Source organism: Paenibacillus sp. FSL A5-0031 (assembly GCF_001956295.1).
Classification (GTDB): Bacteria; Bacillota; Bacilli; order Paenibacillales; family Paenibacillaceae; genus Pristimantibacillus.
Genome location: NZ_MRTD01000010.1, coordinates 24,847 through 44,153 on the forward strand (window position 1 = coordinate 24,847; position 19,307 = coordinate 44,153).

General features: G+C 45.2%; 13 protein-coding genes. 7 read left to right on the forward strand and 6 right to left on the reverse strand.

Going from position 1 to position 19,307, the window contains the following annotated elements; translation table 11 throughout:
• Positions 1 to 315 precede the first annotated feature (315 nt).
• A complete protein-coding gene (gene gltB / locus BK120_RS18140; protein ID WP_076268922.1) occupies positions 316 to 4,920 on the reverse strand; it encodes a glutamate synthase large subunit in 4,605 nt (1,534 codons plus the stop codon).
• Positions 4,921 to 5,339: 419 nt separating this feature from the next.
• On the opposite strand from gltB, the gene BK120_RS18145 reads away from it, so the two are divergent.
• Positions 5,340 to 6,689, forward strand: coding sequence for an SGNH/GDSL hydrolase family protein (locus BK120_RS18145; RefSeq protein ID WP_076268923.1), 1,350 nt, complete (start codon positions 5,340 to 5,342; stop codon positions 6,687 to 6,689).
• Positions 6,690 to 6,696: 7 nt separating this feature from the next.
• Here BK120_RS18145 and kapB read toward each other — a convergent pair whose 3' ends face one another.
• A complete protein-coding gene (gene kapB, locus BK120_RS18150; protein ID WP_076268924.1) occupies positions 6,697 to 7,092 on the reverse strand; it encodes a kinase-associated lipoprotein KapB in 396 nt (131 codons plus the stop codon).
• Positions 7,093 to 7,296: 204 nt separating this feature from the next.
• Here kapB and BK120_RS18155 point away from each other — a divergent pair, with 204 nt between their 5' ends.
• The 3 genes from BK120_RS18155 to BK120_RS18165 all read left to right on the forward strand — a co-directional run bounded on the left by BK120_RS18155 (position 7,297) and on the right by BK120_RS18165 (position 10,958).
• Positions 7,297 to 8,412 (forward strand): MGDG synthase family glycosyltransferase, encoded by a 1,116-nt coding sequence (locus BK120_RS18155; RefSeq protein WP_076268925.1) that lies wholly within the window; start codon positions 7,297 to 7,299, stop codon positions 8,410 to 8,412.
• Between the two features lie 83 nt (positions 8,413 to 8,495).
• Complete coding sequence (locus BK120_RS18160; RefSeq protein WP_076268926.1) at positions 8,496 to 9,911, forward strand: NAD-dependent malic enzyme; 1,416 nt, start codon at positions 8,496 to 8,498, stop codon at positions 9,909 to 9,911.
• A 402-nt stretch (positions 9,912 to 10,313) separates the two neighbouring features.
• Complete coding sequence (locus BK120_RS18165) at positions 10,314 to 10,958, forward strand: YqaA family protein (RefSeq protein WP_076268927.1); 645 nt, start codon at positions 10,314 to 10,316, stop codon at positions 10,956 to 10,958.
• A 61-nt stretch (positions 10,959 to 11,019) separates the two neighbouring features.
• On the opposite strand, the gene BK120_RS18170 is transcribed toward BK120_RS18165, so the two are convergent.
• The 3 genes from BK120_RS18170 to BK120_RS18180 form a co-directional block, all read right to left on the reverse strand.
• Positions 11,020 to 12,048 carry a C40 family peptidase gene (locus tag BK120_RS18170; RefSeq protein ID WP_256710941.1) on the reverse strand — a complete coding sequence of 343 codons (1,029 nt, stop codon included), beginning with the start codon at positions 12,046 to 12,048 and terminating at the stop codon, positions 11,020 to 11,022.
• A gap of 337 nt (positions 12,049 to 12,385) precedes the next feature.
• Entirely contained in the window at positions 12,386 to 13,291 is a 906-nt protein-coding gene (locus BK120_RS18175) for a cation diffusion facilitator family transporter (protein WP_076269125.1), read from the reverse strand.
• A gap of 155 nt (positions 13,292 to 13,446) precedes the next feature.
• Positions 13,447 to 14,445 carry an ABC transporter substrate-binding protein gene (locus BK120_RS18180; protein ID WP_076268928.1) on the reverse strand — a complete coding sequence of 333 codons (999 nt, stop codon included), beginning with the start codon at positions 14,443 to 14,445 and terminating at the stop codon, positions 13,447 to 13,449.
• A 197-nt stretch (positions 14,446 to 14,642) separates the two neighbouring features.
• On the opposite strand from BK120_RS18180, the gene BK120_RS18185 reads away from it, so the two are divergent.
• The 3 genes from BK120_RS18185 to BK120_RS18195 are packed head-to-tail and all read left to right on the forward strand — an operon-like array spanning position 14,643 to position 17,565.
• A complete protein-coding gene (locus BK120_RS18185) occupies positions 14,643 to 15,650 on the forward strand; it encodes a FecCD family ABC transporter permease (protein WP_076268929.1) in 1,008 nt (335 codons plus the stop codon).
• Position 15,651: 1 nt separating this feature from the next.
• Positions 15,652 to 16,698 carry a FecCD family ABC transporter permease gene (locus tag BK120_RS18190; protein ID WP_076268930.1) on the forward strand — a complete coding sequence of 349 codons (1,047 nt, stop codon included), beginning with the start codon at positions 15,652 to 15,654 and terminating at the stop codon, positions 16,696 to 16,698.
• A gap of 51 nt (positions 16,699 to 16,749) precedes the next feature.
• A complete protein-coding gene (locus BK120_RS18195) occupies positions 16,750 to 17,565 on the forward strand; it encodes an ABC transporter ATP-binding protein (protein ID WP_076268931.1) in 816 nt (271 codons plus the stop codon).
• 76 nt (positions 17,566 to 17,641) lie between these two features.
• Here BK120_RS18195 and BK120_RS18200 read toward each other — a convergent pair whose 3' ends face one another.
• Positions 17,642 to 19,297, reverse strand: a complete 1,656-nt coding sequence (locus tag BK120_RS18200; RefSeq protein ID WP_076269126.1) for a glycoside hydrolase family 13 protein — start codon at positions 19,295 to 19,297, stop codon at positions 17,642 to 17,644.
• Positions 19,298 to 19,307: the final 10 nt, after the last annotated feature.

A 19,307-nucleotide genomic window follows, 5' to 3' on the forward strand; every position in this document is an offset into this window, starting at 1 on the left:
TATTAATGCCTATTCCTCTAGCAAGAAATCTATTTCAAGTACAGTGACGGCTGCGTCCCAAGCTCCCTCTCCGCTATCCATCTCTACTTTATCTCTTAACCTCTGACCAACTACATATAAATTACTAATAATGATAGATATATTAACATCATTATACCCGAGTCCGCGGATGGAATATGTCGGTTAATGGGCGCGGCTTTCTTCTAATTTGGTGGCATTTTGTCGAAAAACAAAAGGGACTGTCGTCTGAAGTAATGAAGCTACTTCAGGGACAGTCCCTTGACTCGTATATACGATTTATAAAATAAGTCTGAATTACTTGCCGCCTGCGCGTGCAAGCTCTTTCTTGTTCGCTTCGAACGCTGCAAGAAGTGCCGCTTCGCCCACTAAGCCTGTATCTTCAACCTTGCGGATCTGTTCAAGCATACGCTTGTAGTCCTTAGGAATAACTTTAACGAATTTCGAAAGCGATGCTTCCCAATCATTCAATAGACGGGTACCAATCGCACTCTCTGTATACTTAACATGTGATTCAATCAAACCACGAAGTTCAGCAACATCTACAGAGTCCTCTAGGCGCTCCAGCAATACCATCTCCAGATTGCAATGATTGTAGAAATCGCCTTTCTCATCGTAGATATAAGCGACTCCGCCAGACATGCCTGCCGCAAAGTTACGACCTGTGAGACCAAGAATAACGACGCGCCCGCCTGTCATATACTCACAGCCATGATCGCCGACACCTTCTACAACTACATTTGCGCCACTGTTCCGAACAGCGAAGCGTTCGCCAGCTGCTCCGCGGATATAGGCTTGACCGCTAGTAGCACCATACAGCGCTGTGTTACCGATAATAACATTGTCCTCAGCCACAAAAGTTGCCTTTGGTGACGGTGCTACAATGATTTTACCGCCGGATAGCCCTTTTCCTACATAGTCATTCGAATCGCCTTCGATTGACAACGTGATTCCTTTTGGCACGAATGCACCAAAACTTTGGCCAGCCGTTCCGACAAAATGGTACGAAATCGTATCTTCCGGCAAACCTGCTGCACCGTATTTACGCGTAACTTCGCTGCCAAGAATCGTACCAACAACACGGTTCGTGTTCAAAATTGGGAATGTTCCGCGCACGCGCTCGCCATTCTCTATCGCAGCCTTTGCAAGTGGAACGAGTTGCTGCATATCAAGCGACAATTCAAGACCATGGTTTTGCTCTTGAACATTGTAGCGAACTGCATCCTGTGGTAGATCAGCTTCGTACAGCAAGCCAGAGAGATCAATACCTTTTGCTTTGTAATGCTCAAGCAGCTGCTTCGTTTCCAAAATATCGACGCGTCCAACCATTTCTTGAATGGTACGGAAACCGAGCTCTGCCATAATCTCACGCAGCTCTTCAGCAATGAAGCGCAGGTAGTTAACAACATGGCTAGGATCGCCCATAAATTTTTTGCGAAGCTCAGGATTTTGTGTTGCAACGCCTACTGGACAAGTATCCAATTGGCATACGCGCATCATGATGCAGCCTAGCACGATAAGCGGAGCCGTCGAGAAGCCATATTCTTCTGCTCCAAGCAGTACAGCAATCGCAACGTCACGGCCATTCATCATTTTGCCATCTGTTTCAAGAACGACACGGTCACGCAATTTATTTAGCATTAGCGTTTGATGTGTTTCTGCAAGACCAAGCTCCCACGGCAAACCTGCGTGACGAATCGAGCCCATTGGAGAAGCTCCAGTTCCGCCATCATAACCGCTGACCATAATAACATCTGCGCGGCCTTTCGCAACGCCAGTCGCAATCGTACCAACGCCGACACCAGATACCAGCTTTACATTGATTCTTGCGCGTGGATTAGCATTTTTCAAATCATGAACAAGCTCTGCCAAATCCTCAATAGAATAAATATCGTGATGCGGCGGCGGCGAGATCAGTCCTACGCCAGGCGTGGAACCACGAACCTCAGCTACCCAAGGATATACTTTAAGGCCAGGCAATTGACCGCCTTCACCAGGCTTAGCGCCTTGAGCCATTTTAATTTGAATCTCATCTGCATTAACCAAGTAGTTGCTCGTTACGCCAAAACGTCCCGATGCTACTTGTTTAATCGCGCTGCGTCTGGAGTCGCCATTCGCATCTGGTATAAAGCGTGCTGGATCTTCTCCGCCTTCGCCCGTATTCGATTTGCCGCCTAGGCGGTTCATCGCAATAGCCAGACTCTCATGAGCTTCTTTACTGATTGAACCAAATGACATCGCACCTGTTTTGAAGCGTTTTACGATGGATTCAAGTGATTCAACTTCCTCAAGCGGAACGGCTTGACGGCCTTCCTTAAACTTGAGCAAAGAACGAAGCGTAAGATGTTTTTTGTCCTCGCCCTGTACAAGCGCAGAGAACTTTTTGTATAGCTTGTAGTCATTTGCACGAGAAGCCATTTGCAGCGTATGAATCGTTTGCGGCGTGAACAAATGGTCTTCGCCATCTTTACGCCACTGGTAATCACCGCCAGAGTCAAGCTCTTTCTCTCCGCCTTCTTGCTCAGCGAATGCGCGGTTATGGTGCTTCAACGTCTCTTCGGCAATAACATCTAGACCGATGCCGCCGATGCGGGACGGTGTCCATGTGAAGTACTCGTTAATCACATCTTCTTTCAAGCCGAGCGCTTCAAAAATTTGAGCACCACGGTAGGATTGAATGGTCGAGATACCCATTTTGGACAATATTTTAATAACGCCTTTAGTGGCTGCTTTAATATAGTTTTTCACTGCTTTATCATGCGATACGCCGCGAAGCAAACCTTGCTTAATCATGTCGTCAAGCGATTCAAATGCAAGATAAGGGTTAACTGCGCTTACGCCGTAACCAAGCAGCAATGCATAGTGATGCACTTCACGAGGTTCGCCGGATTCCAGCAAAATAGCAACCTTCGTCCGTGTACCTTGGCGAATAAGATGATGATGCAGTGCCGCTACTGCCAGCAAAGCTGGAATTGCTGCATTTTCCTTGTCGACGCCGCGATCGGAAAGAATAAGCAGATTATGTCCCTTCGCAATAACACGATCAGCCGCTTCACACATTTGTGTAAGCGCAGCGCGCAAGCCCGTCTCACCTTCATTTGCAGGGAAGAAGATCGGGAGTGTAATGGAACGGAAGCCAGGACGGCGCACATGGCGCAGCTTGGCGAATTGCTCATTAGACAAAATAGGCGTATCCAATTTGATGTGTCGGCAGCTCTCTGGCTCTGGATTAAGCAGATTGCGTTCTGGACCAATCGTTGTACCTGTCGCAGTAATAATCTCCTCACGAATCGCATCAATAGGCGGATTCGTAACTTGTGCAAACAACTGCTTGAAGTAATTGTACAGACGCTGCGGACGCTCTGACAACACCGCCAGCGGTGCATCATAACCCATCGAAGCGATAGGCTCCATGCCGCTGCCAGCCATCGGCTCAAGCACTTTGCGAATGTCCTCAAAAGTATATCCGAACGCTTGCTGTCTCATTTGAACAGTAGCATGGTTTGGTTCTGGCAGCTCAGGAGCTTCCGGCAAATCTTCCAAATCAACAAGATGCTCATTCAGCCATTCGCGATATGGATGCTCGGTCTCGATTTCTGCTTTCACTTCTTCATCAGAAATGATGCGGCCTTGCTCTGTATCTACAAGCAGCATGCGTCCTGGACGCAAGCGGTCTTTGTACAAAATATCCTCTGGCGGAATCTCAACAGTTCCAGCCTCGGAGCCGAGAATAATATGATCGTCCTTCGTTACGTAATAACGAGCTGGACGAAGACCATTACGGTCAAGCACCGCACCGATTTTTACGCCGTCAGTAAAACCAAGCGCAGCTGGACCATCCCATGGCTCCATCAATGTGCTGTGGTATTCATAAAATGCTTTGCGCTCGTCGCTCATGCTCTCATGATTGGACCAAGGCTCTGGCACCATCATCATCGCGGCATGTGCCATCGAACGGCCGGACAAGAATAGGAACTCCAGCGTGTTGTCGAACATTGCTGTATCCGATCCATCTGGGTTAATAACAGGTTTGATTTTCTCGATATCATCACCGAACAATTCAGAGGCAAACAAGGTTTGACGGGCATGCATCCAGTTCACATTGCCGCGAAGGGTATTAATTTCTCCGTTATGAATCATATAATGGAAAGGATGAGCGCGTTCCCAGCTTGGGAATGTATTCGTACTAAAACGGGAATGTACAAGCGCCATTGCCGAAACAACGGATTCATCGTTCAGCTCGGTATAGAACGAACGCACCTGCTCTGTCGTAAGCATTCCTTTATATACGATTTTTCTGGAGGATAGGCTAGAGAAGTAAAACATATTGCCGCCTTCTTTGCCGGCATAACGAATCGCAAGCTCAGCGCGCTTACGAATAACATATAATTTGCGTTCAAATGCCATATTGTCCTTCAGGCTGTCGTTCATGCCGATAAACAATTGACGAACATAAGGCTTAACAGCTAATGCGGATTCACCCAGTTTCTTATCATCCGTTGGAACCGTACGCCAACCGATAACCGATTGGTTCTCCTCTTGAACGATCGTTTCCACTTCACGCTCAATTGCACGGCGAGCTTCTTCATCCTGCGGCATAAAAATCATACCTACGGCATAGTGTCCTTCGGCGGGAAGTACAATTTCTTGCTTCTTTAATTCAGCCGCAAAAAATGTATGAGGAATTTGAAGTAAAATACCTGCTCCATCTCCCGTATTCGGTTCGCTGCCTTGACCGCCGCGATGCTCCATATTCTCGAGCAGCATCAGCGCTTGGCGAATGACCTTGTGTGACTTGATTCCCTTGATGTTGGCCACAAAGCCCATGCCGCATGCGTCTTTCTCAAACTGCGGATCATAGAGCCCCTGCTTCGGCGGCAATCCCAAAATATGTTCTTTCATTGTGAGCAACCTTTCTATGAGAAGATTTTTGGGTAAGCGTGAACGTGTTGAAATTAAGCACCGATGAATACGCATTACGCTTCATTTTTGGCTTGTTTTATCATAGAATGGTAGTCAGCGAGGCACACCGGCCTGCTCCTTGACATTCCTAAGCTAAACGGAAACGTCTCTTATAGAGCGTTAACGTTTAATTGACCACACCCGGCCTTTACCGCGTCATAGCGATTATCCTGTTATTTTATCATTAGGCCAAAGCGGAATCAATTTAATATTTTCATAATAGTTTGCACTATTTTACTACAAATTCAATTATCGAAGATGGTTTTGGAAGGCGTTAGCTTCGATTCTCTGCGGAGTATCATCATAGCATACCCTGCAGTTTTTATTTCCTTTTATTTTAACAGAGGAGTGTGTACTTATTGTATAGCAAGTTTAGGAAAGCGGCGTTTCGCGCTGCATCGTCAGTATTGATCGCTATCGTGCTTACAACCCGTATTTTCTCTCCACTAAGTATAAGCACTGCCGGGAATAACGCTCCTACTGCTCATGCTGCCTCTGTAGTTGACAAAAAGAAAGATGATCACACTTACCGCATCGTCGCGGTTGGTGATTCATTAACTGCCGGCTACGAATATGGCTTTACCGAACAATCCATTCCATATGGCTTCGTAGAGCATGTATACGAACAAGCTCTATTCCATGGACTTCGTGCAGAGTACATCAATTATGGGGTTCTAGGGCTCCGAACATCAGGATTAAATCGATGGATTGATGCCGTTGTGAGCGGTGTCAGCGTAAAAAGCTCTGATATTCAGAGCGGACTGCCAGATCCACGCGCAGAGCGAATTTTTGCTGAAACATCGCTGCTCCGCTCTGCCTTAAGTGAAGCTGATCTAATCGTAATGACAATAGGCGGAAACGACTTGTATGCTGTTCTCGACAAGCTAAATAAGGGTGCCGATCATGCCGAGACGATAGCTGTGCTGGACAAGGCTTTGGACACTTACGAGACGGAGCTTGAGCCTGCTCTAAGATTGCTGCTTTCTCAGCAGCCAAATGCCCAAATCATTATCGCAGATCAATATCTGCCAATACCTCCTCCATTAAAGGTAGGGTCGCTCATCTTTCCTCTATACCCTGAGGCTGACCGGTTGTTTCTGAAGGATAGCATCAAGCAGCTGCGGGAACGCTTAAATCAGATAATCGATCGGCTTGTGAAAGAAGGATTTAATGTTAAAATCGCAAATGTCTCATCTTCCTTCATAGATAATGAGCTAAGCTATACTTCAATTGCAAAAGGGGACATACATCCTAGCAGGGCGGGTTATGCTGCAATGGGGAAATCCTTTTCGAAGGCCATTTGGGGAGATTATCGTGTCGTTAAGCCAAGAGCAAAGGATAGTGAGTCTGCTCTTGCTATTGTCATTAATGGAAAAGAAATGATTAGCGCAAATAAACCAATGGTTGTTCAAAATCGCACCTTCGTACCGCTTCGGAGCATTGTAGACGCATTAGGCGCTACCATCAATTGGAACGCCGCTGCTCAGACGGCAACTATAAAAGTTGCCGATCGAGCGGTGGATTTAACGGTAGGACAATCCTCTTTCCGTGAAAACGGTACAGTTAAAACACTAAATGCACCGCCTGCTTTTATCCATACCGTTGGCAAAGCAAGCACGTTATATGTTCCGCTTGCCGCTTTATCAGAAGGATTGCAATTCCAAGTGATTTATCGCGATACTCTAAAAACCGTCTTCATTAATAAATAATTTATAGCTATTTATATTCCTTTAAGAGCTGCTGCATTTGCTCCAAGCCTTTAGCCGCCCAGCGCTGCAGTCGATCCAGTGAAGCAATTTCGGCTTCTGCAGCAGCTCTTAAAGAATCGTTATACTCTGGAATAATGCCTGTATGCCGCTTTACGTCACGCAGCAAAACATTTGTTTTTTCTGTAAAGCTTAGTGCACGACGCTCATGAAACATCGGCACGTCTGGATTATAAGGATTATGCAGGTCTCCTTGCTCGGGATGCTTTAATACAGCTAATACCTTTACGAGAGCACGAGGCCCGTTAATTTCAACAAGCTCGCCTAGATAATGACCGGAGCGGATTTCAGCTCTAACGTTATCCCCTATTTTCAAACTATCGTCAACCTGGTTATTTCGTTCCATATCGAACCATCCTCACTTTATTATGATATATTTGCTTGTAAAATATATGTAAATATAGTTGACTACTTAGTTACATATAATAATAATGTGTACATCTTCATTCTAGGATAATTTATCCACCACATTATTCGCAACCCTAGCGGATAAAACTTGTGTTAGTCGCACTTGCATCGTAATATGGAATTAGAAAAGTAGGTGGAATGAATGCGTAAGAAAAGAGTGCTTCTGCTCTCTGAAGGCTTTGGCTCTGGTCATACCCAAGCTGCCTATGCGCTCGCTGTCGGACTCAAGCAATTAAGTCCGGGGATTCAGACCCGCGTCATCGAGTTAGGAAATTTCCTTAATCCGGTGCTTGGTCCGTGGATTATATCTGCATATCGCAAAACGGTAAGCAAACAACCAAAGATGGTCGGTCTTATGTACCGCAGCAACTATAAGAAGTCGCTTAACCGCTTTACACAGCTTGCGCTTCATCGTGTGTTTTATACCCAAACGTCACAGGTCATATCCCAGCTGAAGCCAGAACTAATCGTATGCACCCATCCTGTACCGAACGCTGTCGTTGCTCGGCTTAAACGTCTAGGACTAGACATACGGTTATATACGCTTATTACAGACTATGATGCACATGGGTCATGGGTAAACCAAGAAGTCAATAAATACCTCGTTTCAAGCGAGCTTGTGAAAGAGCGGCTCATGGAAAAAGGGGTTACAACAGACCGAATTGAAGTAACAGGAATCCCTGTTCACCCCAACTTCTGGCATACATACGAGAAAGAAGAGATTAGAGAGCAATTTGATTTAAAAAACATGCCGACCGTACTCATAATGGGCGGCGGATGGGGAATTTTATACGAGGACAATGCCCTTGAATATATGACCAAATGGCGCGAAAGCACACAGCTCATTTACTGCGTTGGCTCAAACGAGAAGATGAAGGAAAAAATGCTTGCCGATCCCCTTTTTCAGCATCCGAACATTCGTATACTTGGCTTCACTCGCGAGGTGAACAAGCTGATGGATGTCTCCGATCTTCTAATTACGAAGCCTGGCGGCATGACCTGCACAGAAGGAATGAGCAAAGGAATTCCAATGCTGTTTTATGAGCCGATTCCTGGACAAGAAGAAGAGAACTGCGAATATTTCATCAATAACGGATTTGGTGAAATGCTCGATTCGAACGATACTGTCGATAAGTGGTTCAAGCTTATCCATGAGCCCTACGCTTCAGGTCAGTTTAGAGACAGCCTGCTTACCAAACGCAATCAACAATACGACCCCACGAGTTGTCCGAACGCCGTCCTGCGACTGATGCAGTGACGGTTTTCTTTTTAAAATAAGAATGAAGCATAAATTGTATGCCCTTATCCAAATAGTATAACTGATGAAGGGAGCTGTTTATAATGAGTTCGAAGATGACAGACGGAAAAACGATTATTTTGAGGTTGGAAATTGATACGAATCTTGCGCAGTTTGGCCGAGCAGCTACAGCAATCGAACAAGCCAAAGGCGATATTATCGCCATAGACGTCATACATACAGACAAAAATAAAAGCTTGCGCGATTTAACTGTGAAAATATCGGAGCATGGCGCAGCAGAACGGCTTACGACAGCGCTGAAATCATTGGAAGGCATTCGGCTCGTTCATATATCCGACCGTACCTTCCTGCTTCATCTTGGAGGAAAAATTTCAATTCAGCCGAAAACGCCGATCCAAAACCGCGATGACTTGTCCCGTGTCTATACGCCGGATGTGGCTAGAGTATGCCAAGCGATCGCTGAAGAACCATCCAAAGCTTATACGCTTACCATAAAAAGAAATATGGTTGCCGTCGTTTCCGACGGAAGTGCAGTACTCGGCCTCGGCAATATCGGTCCGTATGCAGCTATGCCAGTCATGGAAGGCAAAGCGATGCTATTCAAGCAATTTGCCGATGTCGATGCGTTCCCGATCTGCCTTGACACGCAGGATACCGAAACCATCATTGCTACGATCAAAAATATTGCTCCTGCCTTTGGCGGCATTAACTTAGAGGATATTTCCTCCCCTCGCTGCTTTGAAATCGAACAAAGGTTAAAGCAGGAGCTTGATATCCCTGTCTTTCATGATGATCAGCATGGTACTGCAGTCGTATTATACGCAGGGCTGCTAAATGCGCTGAAGCTGACAAATCGCAGCCTCCAAGAGGCTCGCATCGTTATTTGTGGAATCGGGGCAGCAGGAACCGCTTGTACAAAAATGCTGATCGCCGGGGGAGCAAAACATATTATAGGTGTGGACCGGGCTGGGATATTGTCCGCTGACTGTGTTTATGACAACCCGATGTGGCAGTGGTATGCTAATCATACGAATGAAGAGCGAATCACAGGCGGTTTAGCTGAAGCGCTAAACGGCGCTGATGTTTTTATAGGCGTTTCGGCCGGCGGCATATTGACGCGAGAGCATATTACAACGATGGCAAAAGGTCCAATCGTTTTCGCAATGGCGAATCCAGAGCCCGAAATACGCCCTGAACTAGCTGAGGATATCGTTGCTGTTTTTGCTACGGGGAGATCGGATTATCCTAATCAGATTAACAATGTTCTCTGCTTTCCGGGAATTTTCCGTGGAGCGCTCGATAGCCGCGCTGCTACGATTAATGAAGAAATGAAGCTTGCGGCAGCAGAAGCCATTGCCTCCGTTATCAGTGATGAAGAGCTGAGCCCTATGTATATCGTTCCTAGCGTCTTCAACTCGAGAGTCGTTGAGGAAGTACGGCGACGCGTCATACAGGCTGCACAGCAAAGCGGTGTCTCTCGCCGTCAAATTCGGGAGTAGCTGCTGCCGCTCTATTTTTTGTAGTCATTTCCGCTCGTTTACGGCTCCCGTAACGAGCGTTTTTTTATTTCTAACAACATAAATTTCTCTAAGTAATCAATATGCATAAGAATTGAAAATACTTGGGGGGAATATTCTGAAAAAGACGTTGAAACCTGTAAGCAGGTTATCACGTATTCGTTCTTAAGCACTTGGTCTAGAGGAACTAGAGAAGCGGAAATGAAACACATGACAAGTATCATCTTCTTAAGCGAAAAAATTATGCTATAATTAAAATATCAAGCGCTAAAGCGCTTTTTCAACAAGCTGCAGCATATGTTAGCATAAGTGGAATTTACACACGGTATATTTCGTAAAAGCAGGCTTTATGTGCAGGTTAGTTGATGGAAAGGGAGCCTGGTAATGTTTCAAGCCGTAGTCGATTTTTTAAAGGATTTCGGTCCACTCGGATTGTTTATTCATTCGTTTCTAGATGCAGTTATATTTCCCATTCCTGCTTTTTTTCTTCAAGTCTCATTGAGCATACTCAATCCATCTACAGCATTATGGCTGGCCACTGTGGGCTATATCGCCTGCCTCCTAGGTACTCCTGTCGGGTATTATTTGGGAAAGATTATGGGCAAATCCGTTCTATATAAATTTCTAAAAAAAGAATGGATCGATGCCGCTACGGATAAGTTTCAGAAAAATGGCGAAGCAGCCATTCTTATCGGCTCTTTCACACCTATTCCATTCAAAGTATTTACAATATTGTCTGGTTGCTTAAATTTCCCTCTTTGGAGATTAATCGGTTACGCAGCAATTGGACGGGGCTTAAAGTTCTATATTGTTGGATCATTATTTTATTTCTATGGACGCGCAGCGGAAAGCATGGTTAAGGATGTTTCCTTGTATATTTTTTTAGGAGCCGTGCCTATTCTCATTGTTTATCTTTTACTTCGCAAGAGACGTAACAAGAAGAAAGCGCTCGAAGACAAAGAAGCTGAAGCAGTCCAGAACGAACAAATTAAACATAACGATAATGCGAAAATTCAAATAGATTCATAAGCAATTTCATACAGATGTAAAAAAGCCAGTTAGGATTAAATCCTAACTGGCTTTTTTGAGGTTACAACGCGCTTCCACCGAACAGAATCCGATACTCCCAATGTGTACCTTCAATACTGCTGACGGTAACGCCGCCCCCCTCTTTCGAATACGTATGCAATACTTTGCCGTCTCCCAAATAAATACCGTCATGAGTAATCGTAGCTTTAGATTTATCAATTCCATTATAGGCTGATGCCTTCGTTCCTTTATAGGACATAAAGAATACGATATCACCGCGTTTCAACTGCTTCCAGTTGGTCGTAATCGAACCTTTATCCTTTACGTACTGACCTTGCTGACGAGAGTCAGCCGGGAGCTTCAGTGAGACGCCATCAAGAAAGGCTTGTCTCACGAAATCAGAGCAATCAAAAGTTGTCGTCGTGTTGCGATCCGAGCTGTATTCATAAGGGGTGCCTAAATACTTCATCCCTGCAGCTATGATTTTCTCAACTTGCTTATCTTTTGATACATCAGGATTCGTAACTGTTCCGCCGCCATTGCCGCCCGTGTTCCCACCAGTATTCCCACCAGGAATAGTACCAGTAACTTTCAAGTAGGAAGAATCTGTGCTTACATAGCCGCGAACACCGTTGCCATCCTTCACTTCATACCAATAGCTGTTTGTCTTTGCTACGATAGTTACCTGCTCGCCTTTCTTCAAATATCGAATGCGTTCACCCGATGTCGATGCCGCCTTTCGGAAGGAAACAGACGATAGAGCGACTGCATTGCCGTCTTGTGCAGGAACCGAGGCTTGAAGCTCAATATACTGTGATGAGGTAGATATGTAACCTTGCTTACCTGAAGAATCTGCTACTTTATACCAATATGAATTAACCTTATCCATCACCGTAATTTGTTCGCCTTTCTTTAAACTGCGAATAATGGATGCTGATGTCGAAGGTGATGTGCGCATATTTACGCTCGATTGTACCTCTGCTGCTTGTGTTGTCTGAGCCGCCAGCGCTGCTGGAACTGAAAGTGAACTAAACAATAATGCTGCCGTTAACGTTGCTGTTGCCATCCTTTTTTTCATGCTGTGTTGCAATCCTTACGCCTCCTTGGTGTGTAAACAGTTTAAGTTTCACGGTTCTGCTTCATTGTAAATTCGATTAGATTAGACAAGTATCGACCAAAAAGCCTATTTAACCCCTCTTTGTAATAGGTTTTAAGAACCATAAATTCGTCGTATGTACACAAAAAAAAGACATCCTATTTAATAGGATGCCTTAGTACCTAGTTAGACTTGAAATTTACTCCATCACTGCAACTAAATTGTATGATTTTCGTGTAAAGAGTAGGTCTTTTGGCAGAATCAGCCTTTCATGCCATTTGAACCATAAATTTTGGTTTAGAACTCATTTGGCAACAATTACCGATTGGATTTAATGATTTTCCGGCTTGTTTGACCCTGTATTCTCGATTAGCTCATCGGGCTCAACGTGAACATGTATGCTCATTATGTTATGCTTCCTGCTCATTCGACGCTCGATTTCGTCACTTATTTGATGGCTTTCGATCAATGTAAGCTCGGGATCAACCTGAACGATTACATCGACTAGTACATGACTGCCATGTACTCTAGCTTTAATATCCTTAATCGATTTAACACCTTTCGTTTTGGCAATTGTTGAACGTAGAGAGGACAGCTCATTCTCATCAAAGCCGTCCGTAAGCGCGTGCGTGGAGCTATAAAAGATTTCCCAAGCCGTTTTACATATGATAATACCTACAGCTATTGCCGCTACAGGATCAAGCCATGGCAAGCCAAATTGTGATCCTATAATACCGATAGCTGCCCCTATGCTCACAAGTGCATCTGACAAGTTATCCTTAGCCGCCGCTAATAAAGCTTGATTGTTAATTCGGAGGGCCAGCCTTCGATTATAAATATAAACCCCGCCCATACATGCCGCTGCAAACAAAGCAATCCATGCTGTCATTAGATTAGGTATATGATGATTAGCAGCAAACAAGGATTTTACTGCACTGATCAATACTTGGATGCCCACCGTCGCCATAATGAACGAAGCGATAAGTGCTGCAATGGTCTCCGCTCGAAAATGTCCGTATGGATGATCCTTATCCGGCGGCTTCTGTGAAATTCGCAATCCAATCAGTACAGCTACTGATGCAACAATATCCGTAAGATTGTTATAGCCGTCTGCAACGAGTGCTCCCGATACGAACCAGTAGCCTGCTCCGAGTTTGATGGCGGATAACCCCAAATAGGCGCCGATACTGACCCAAGCACCCTTCTCGCCCTGTTTTATCTCATCATACTGATTCAGCTTAAATACCCCCCAAGCAATAAAAGTATGTATTTTAAAACCATCCAAATAACCTATCGGTATCATATTCGAACGATCATATCCTAATTAACTTACCCGTTATTATAAGAAAAAAACAGCCGGTATAAGAACCGGCTGCTTTAAAAAGCGACTATTTAGTTAATTTCATAAATCTTATAAAGTTCATCAAGCATTAGATTAGCTGCAATGACGCCGCCGGCTGTATTCCAGATAGCATCGCTCACTCTAATCGCTTTATTATTTTTTACAACTTGAAGACTTTGCCACAATGGATCCTTCAACATCTCTTCTTCCATCTTCGTTCCTTTGCCATCACCTGTTTCATAAGTGAAGTAGAACAGCATATCAGCATCTACTTCCGGCAAACGTTCTTTCGTAATTTCCTCAACGAATGTATCTTTATATTTTTGATTGTCTGGACGTGTAATTCCAAGCTTCGAGAATGCAATCCCTGTAAAAGTATCCTCTAAGTAAATGCGCGTTTTGCCTGCCATAAACCGAACGACTGACACCTTCTGGTTGAGCTTGTCGCCAGCTTTACTTTTAAAGTCAGCTGCACGGTTGTCATAGTCGGCAATGATTTTTTCGCCATCAGCTTTCTTGCCGATCGCATCAGCATATAGCATGAAATTAGACTGCCAAGCACCACGAAGCGTTTCAGAAAACACAGTAGGTGCAATAGCCTTAAGCTGATCATAAACTTTCTCTTGGCGCAGTTTATTACCAATAATAAGATCAGGTTTTAGGCTTGCAATCAGCTCGATGTTAGGCTGACTCTCTTCACCTACAACGGTAACACCTTCCATATCCGCTTTTATGTGGTCATACCATGGGTCGCCTGTCCAAGATTTCACTGCGCCTACCGGTTTAATGCCAAGTGCCAGCAACGCTTCTGTTCCTTCGTTAGATAATACGACGATACGAGTTGGTTTACCTTCTATTTTTGTCTCGCCCATTGCATGCGTAATTACTCTCGTGTCTTCTGTTTTCGACGCGTTCGTTCCTTCTGTTGCCGATGAATTGCCTTCGTTATTTTTTGAACCGGATTGGCCGCATCCCGAAACAATAACGGCTAGTGCAAGCAATAGGGCGGATGCTGTCCAAGTAAATTTCTTCTTTAATACATAAGACATTTTTTTCTCCCCTTCATGTTGAAAATCATTCTCAGTTTTATTACAAACGAAACTATACCAGCCATATAAAACAAAGTCAATAACTGTTGATAATGATTTTCAACTTCATTGACACTATGTACATGATCCCCTAAAATGTTTTAGTAGTCCTAAATCATGAATACCCTTCACAATTGACACCAAGGAAAGAGGAAATTATGAGTACATTATTACATACACGAGCCCAGAAAATAATAGGGCTGATCGCCGGCTTGCTCCTCTTTGCTGCTGGTATCGTTTGCAGCATCGCTTTTGGAGTAACGAATATTAGCTGGCGCACGATTTTAGCTTCATTTACCGCATTTGATGGCTCTCAGGAGCAGCTCATCATTCAAACGGCAAGAGTACCGCGCGCGTTTATCGCAGCCGCAGTCGGAGCGAGTCTAGCTGTAGCAGGCTCACTCATGCAGGGAATTACCCGCAATCAGCTTGCTTCTCCAAGCATATTCGGCGTGAATTCCGGAGCCGCTTTCTTCATCGTCATCGGCTCTGCCTTTTTCGGAGCTAGCGGCATGACGACTTTTGCAACTCTGGCGTTTGTAGGAGCAGCCTTTACAGTGACTCTCGTTTACTCGCTTGGCTCGATTGGCAACGATGGTCTGACACCGCTCAAGGTTACGCTTGCCGGCGCTGCTATGACTGCTTTTTTCTCTTCACTCACGCTGGGTGTATTGCTTACAAGCGGCCAGACGTTTGATCAGGTGCTTTATTGGTTTGTCGGCTCCGTCTCAGGACGCGACATGAACATCTTTACAGCCGCTGCTCCATATATGGGTATTGCCTTGATAGCTGCCATCGTGCTTGCAAGACATATGAACGTGCTGGCGCTTGGAGAAGATGTTGCTGTTGGATTAGGTCAAAAAACCGTCTATATCAAATTAGCAGCTGGAATCATTATTGTCCTTCTAGCAGGCGGCTCGGTCTCTATGGCTGGTCCTATAGCTTTCGTTGGCATTATTATTCCTCATCTAATGCGTTATTTAGTTGGCATTGACTATCGTTGGGTTATTCCATACTGCGCGGTGTTTGGCGGTATATTGCTGCTTGCTGCTGATATCGGATCAAGATATATTTCATTTCCGAAGGAAGTTCCCGTGGGAATCATGACAGCGATTATTGGTGTTCCTTTCTTCGTGTTTATCGCTAGAAGAGGAGGCCAATCCTAATATGAATAAATGGATCACACTCAGGGGCCGCAAACACTCCTTTCAACTTGACCGCCGAACGTTAATGGTGATCGTTATGTTGCTAATTGCCAATTTAGCAGCAGTCGTCATTTGTGTTGGGCTTGGCAGCAAAACCATTAATCCTATCGATGTCTTACTTACTTTTGTGGGACAAGGTGATTCGTCAGATGCGATGATTATCTTTTCACTTCGTCTGCCACGCGTGTTGATTGCCGTAATGGTAGGCTCAGCACTCGCCGTTTCAGGGGCGCTGCTGCAAGGTATTGTGCGCAATCCTTTAACATCTCCCGACATTATCGGTATCACGGGCGGAGCCTCTCTTGGCACCGTTATATTCATTTTGTATTTTTCGCATATTAGCATCCGGTTCATGCCGATCAGTGCTGTTATTGGAGCTTTTGCCGCTGCGTTTCTCATTTATTTATTTGCTTACCGAAAAGGAATCACGCCGCTCAGGCTCGTCCTAATCGGTATCGGAATGGCTACCGCACTAACTGCGGTTACCTACATGCTTATCCTTACGTCATCCTTCACGCCTACTGCGGTAGCCGTCAAAGCCTTTACTTTTATGACTGGCAGCATCTACGGCGTATCATGGGACAGAGACTTTTGGACTTTGCTTCCTTGGCTTGTCGTTTTGTTTCCAATTGCGCTTATCTACGCTCGGCATCTTAATGTTCAGGAGCTTGGCGATGAGGTTGCTACAAGCGTTGGCAGCTCCGTCCAAATCAAAAGAACGATACTGCTCATCATCAGCGTTGCGCTCGCAGGTGTTGCGGTTGCTATAGGTGGTGCCATTAATTTCATCGGGCTTATGGCGCCTCATATTGCCCGGAAGCTTGTAGGCCCGTCTTATGGAGGCGTAATACCTGTGTCCGCTTTAATAGGGTCGCTCGTATTGCTGCTCTCTGACCTTATCGCAAGAACTGCATTCCTTCCGCTAGATATTCCAGCAGGTGTCTTCACTGCAGCGATAGGCGCACCGTTCTTTATCTATTTATTGTATCGCCATCGCAACCGATCATAACGCACTGCGCGTTTATAATTAAACAATAATAAGCAAAGGGGAGAGATTATCGTGTCCTCCATTCAAGCGAAAAATCTTACGTTATCCTACGGACAAAAAGCGATTTTCAAAAATCTTGATTTGCTGATCCCTCCCGGCAAGATCACGGTATTCATTGGCAGCAACGGCTGCGGCAAGTCAACGCTTCTCCGTTCCCTTGCCCGCCTTTTAAAACCGCAAGAAGGCTCTATTCTTATTGATGGCCATGAGATTGCCAAACTCTCGAGCAAGGAAATCGCAAGGCGCCTAGCGATCTTGCCGCAAGGTCCAATCGCGCCGGAAGGCTTAACCGTCCATCAGCTCGTCAAGCAAGGCCGTTATCCTTATCAAAGCTGGCTGCAGCAATGGTCGCATGAAGACGAGAAGATGGTCAAAAAAGCGCTTGAAGTGACGCATATGGACGAGCTGTCCTCGCGCTCACTGGACTCGCTATCCGGCGGTCAACGCCAACGTGCTTGGATAGCAATGACGCTAGCTCAGAACACGCCGACTATTTTGCTTGATGAGCCAACAACCTATTTGGATATGGCCCATCAGATCGAAATTCTTGATTTGCTTTTTGATTTAAACGAGCAGGAGAATCGTACGATTGTGATGGTGCTGCATGACATTAACCTAGCTTGCCGTTATGCTGACCATATTGTAGCTGTGAAAGACGGCCAAATACATGCGCAAGGCAAACCGGAAGCCATTATGAACGAACAGCTTATACGCACCGTGTTTGATATGGAATGCCAAATCACAGCAGATCCCATATTTGGCACTCCCCTTTGCATCCCTTACGGGAAAGGCCGCAAGCTGCCATTAAAGCAAGAAAGCATGCGTTAAGCGCATAACAAAAAAAATGGTGGGGCAGTTTTTTCTCTGCTCCACCATTTCTTTATAATCGCACGCTCACGCTGAGTTAGGTGATTACTTCATAGATTCGCGCTTCAAATGGCCTCAGCTCAATGCTTCGCCCTTCGTCATCCCAAGTGCTTAATGTATTCTCATACGTACCAAGCACCAGCTTCAGCTTCAAAGCTTCCTCTCCAAAAAACGAATCCGAAAACGTAAAGGTTCGGGCTTCTTCTCCGTGATTCAAAAGCACAACCCATTCGGTTCCCTCCAGCTCTCGAACATAAACATATAGATTCGGATCATCTTCACTTATATCGGTAAAGTCGCCATAAACCATGACTGGATTGCTCTTTCTAAGCGCAATGAGCTTCCGATAAAAAGCTAATACCGAATTTGGATCTTTTTCCGCTTGCTCTACATTAATCTCTTCATAATTTGGATTAACCTTTATCCATGGCTCGGCGCTGCCAAAACCTGCATTAAGCTCCATATTCCATTGCATTGGCGTTCTGGAGTTATCCCGGCTAAGCGCCTGCAATGAACGAAACACTGCGGCAGGATCTTTGCCTTTGCCGACTTCCTCCACATATCTGTTAATCATCGCAATATCTTTATAATCGCCGATCGTTTCATACCTTACGCCCGTCATACCAATTTCTTCGCCTTGATAAATGTATGGAATGCCTGGAAGCGTATGGACCATCGTAGCAAGCAGCTTAGCTGATTCCTCGCGGAATTCCTTGTCATTCCCATAACGAGATACTTGCCGCGTATGATCATGGTTATTTAAAAACTGCGAGCCAAAGCCTCGGCCAGCCAAAGCCTCCGCCCACTGCCTCTGGATGCGCTTGTAACGAACCATATCCCATTCCGGCATTTCATCCGCAACTTCAAAATGGAACAGCGTATTCAGCTCCATACGCTCCTCTTCAACGAACAAAGGACCTGTCTCCGGTGTTGCGAACGCGATTTCGCCAACGGTCATCATATCGTAATGCCGGAAAACCTCACGGTTCATTTCCTGCAAATATTCATGCAGTCCCGGATTATGTGTTAAATACCTGATGTCATGTGGATCTTCTACATCGCTGAAGCTGTTTGGCTTAGCCAGCAACGCCAGAGCGTCGAGCCGCAGCCCGTCTACTCCTTTATCCAGCCAGAAACGCAGCATGCTGTAGATTTCCATTCTCATTTCTTTGTTTGCCCAGTTTAAATCCGGCTGCTCGATCGCAAAGGAATGCATATAATATTGCTTTGTCGTCTCATCAAATTCCCAGCTTGAAGGATTAAAATAAGAACGCCAGTTGGTAGGCGGCCCACCCTCTCTACCATCCTGCCAAATATACCAATCTCGCTTCGGATTATTGATCGAGGAACGAGATTCGATGAACCAAGGATGATGATTCGATGTATGATTAACGACGACGTCCATCATCAGCTTCATGCCTCTTGCATGCGTCTCGACAACGAGCTGATCAAAGTCCTCCATCGTACCTGCCTTTTTCATTACTGTATAATAGTCGGACACATCGTAACCATTGTCCTTGTCTGGGGATTCATTAAATGGATTAATCCAGACCATTGTCACACCTAATGATTGAATATAATCCAGCTTTTCAATAACACCTCGAAGATCACCAATGCCATCCCCGTTTGTATCTTTAAAGCTGCGCCAATAAACCTGATAAACAACTGATTCCTTCCACCAAGCTGGTTTTATCTGCATTCTA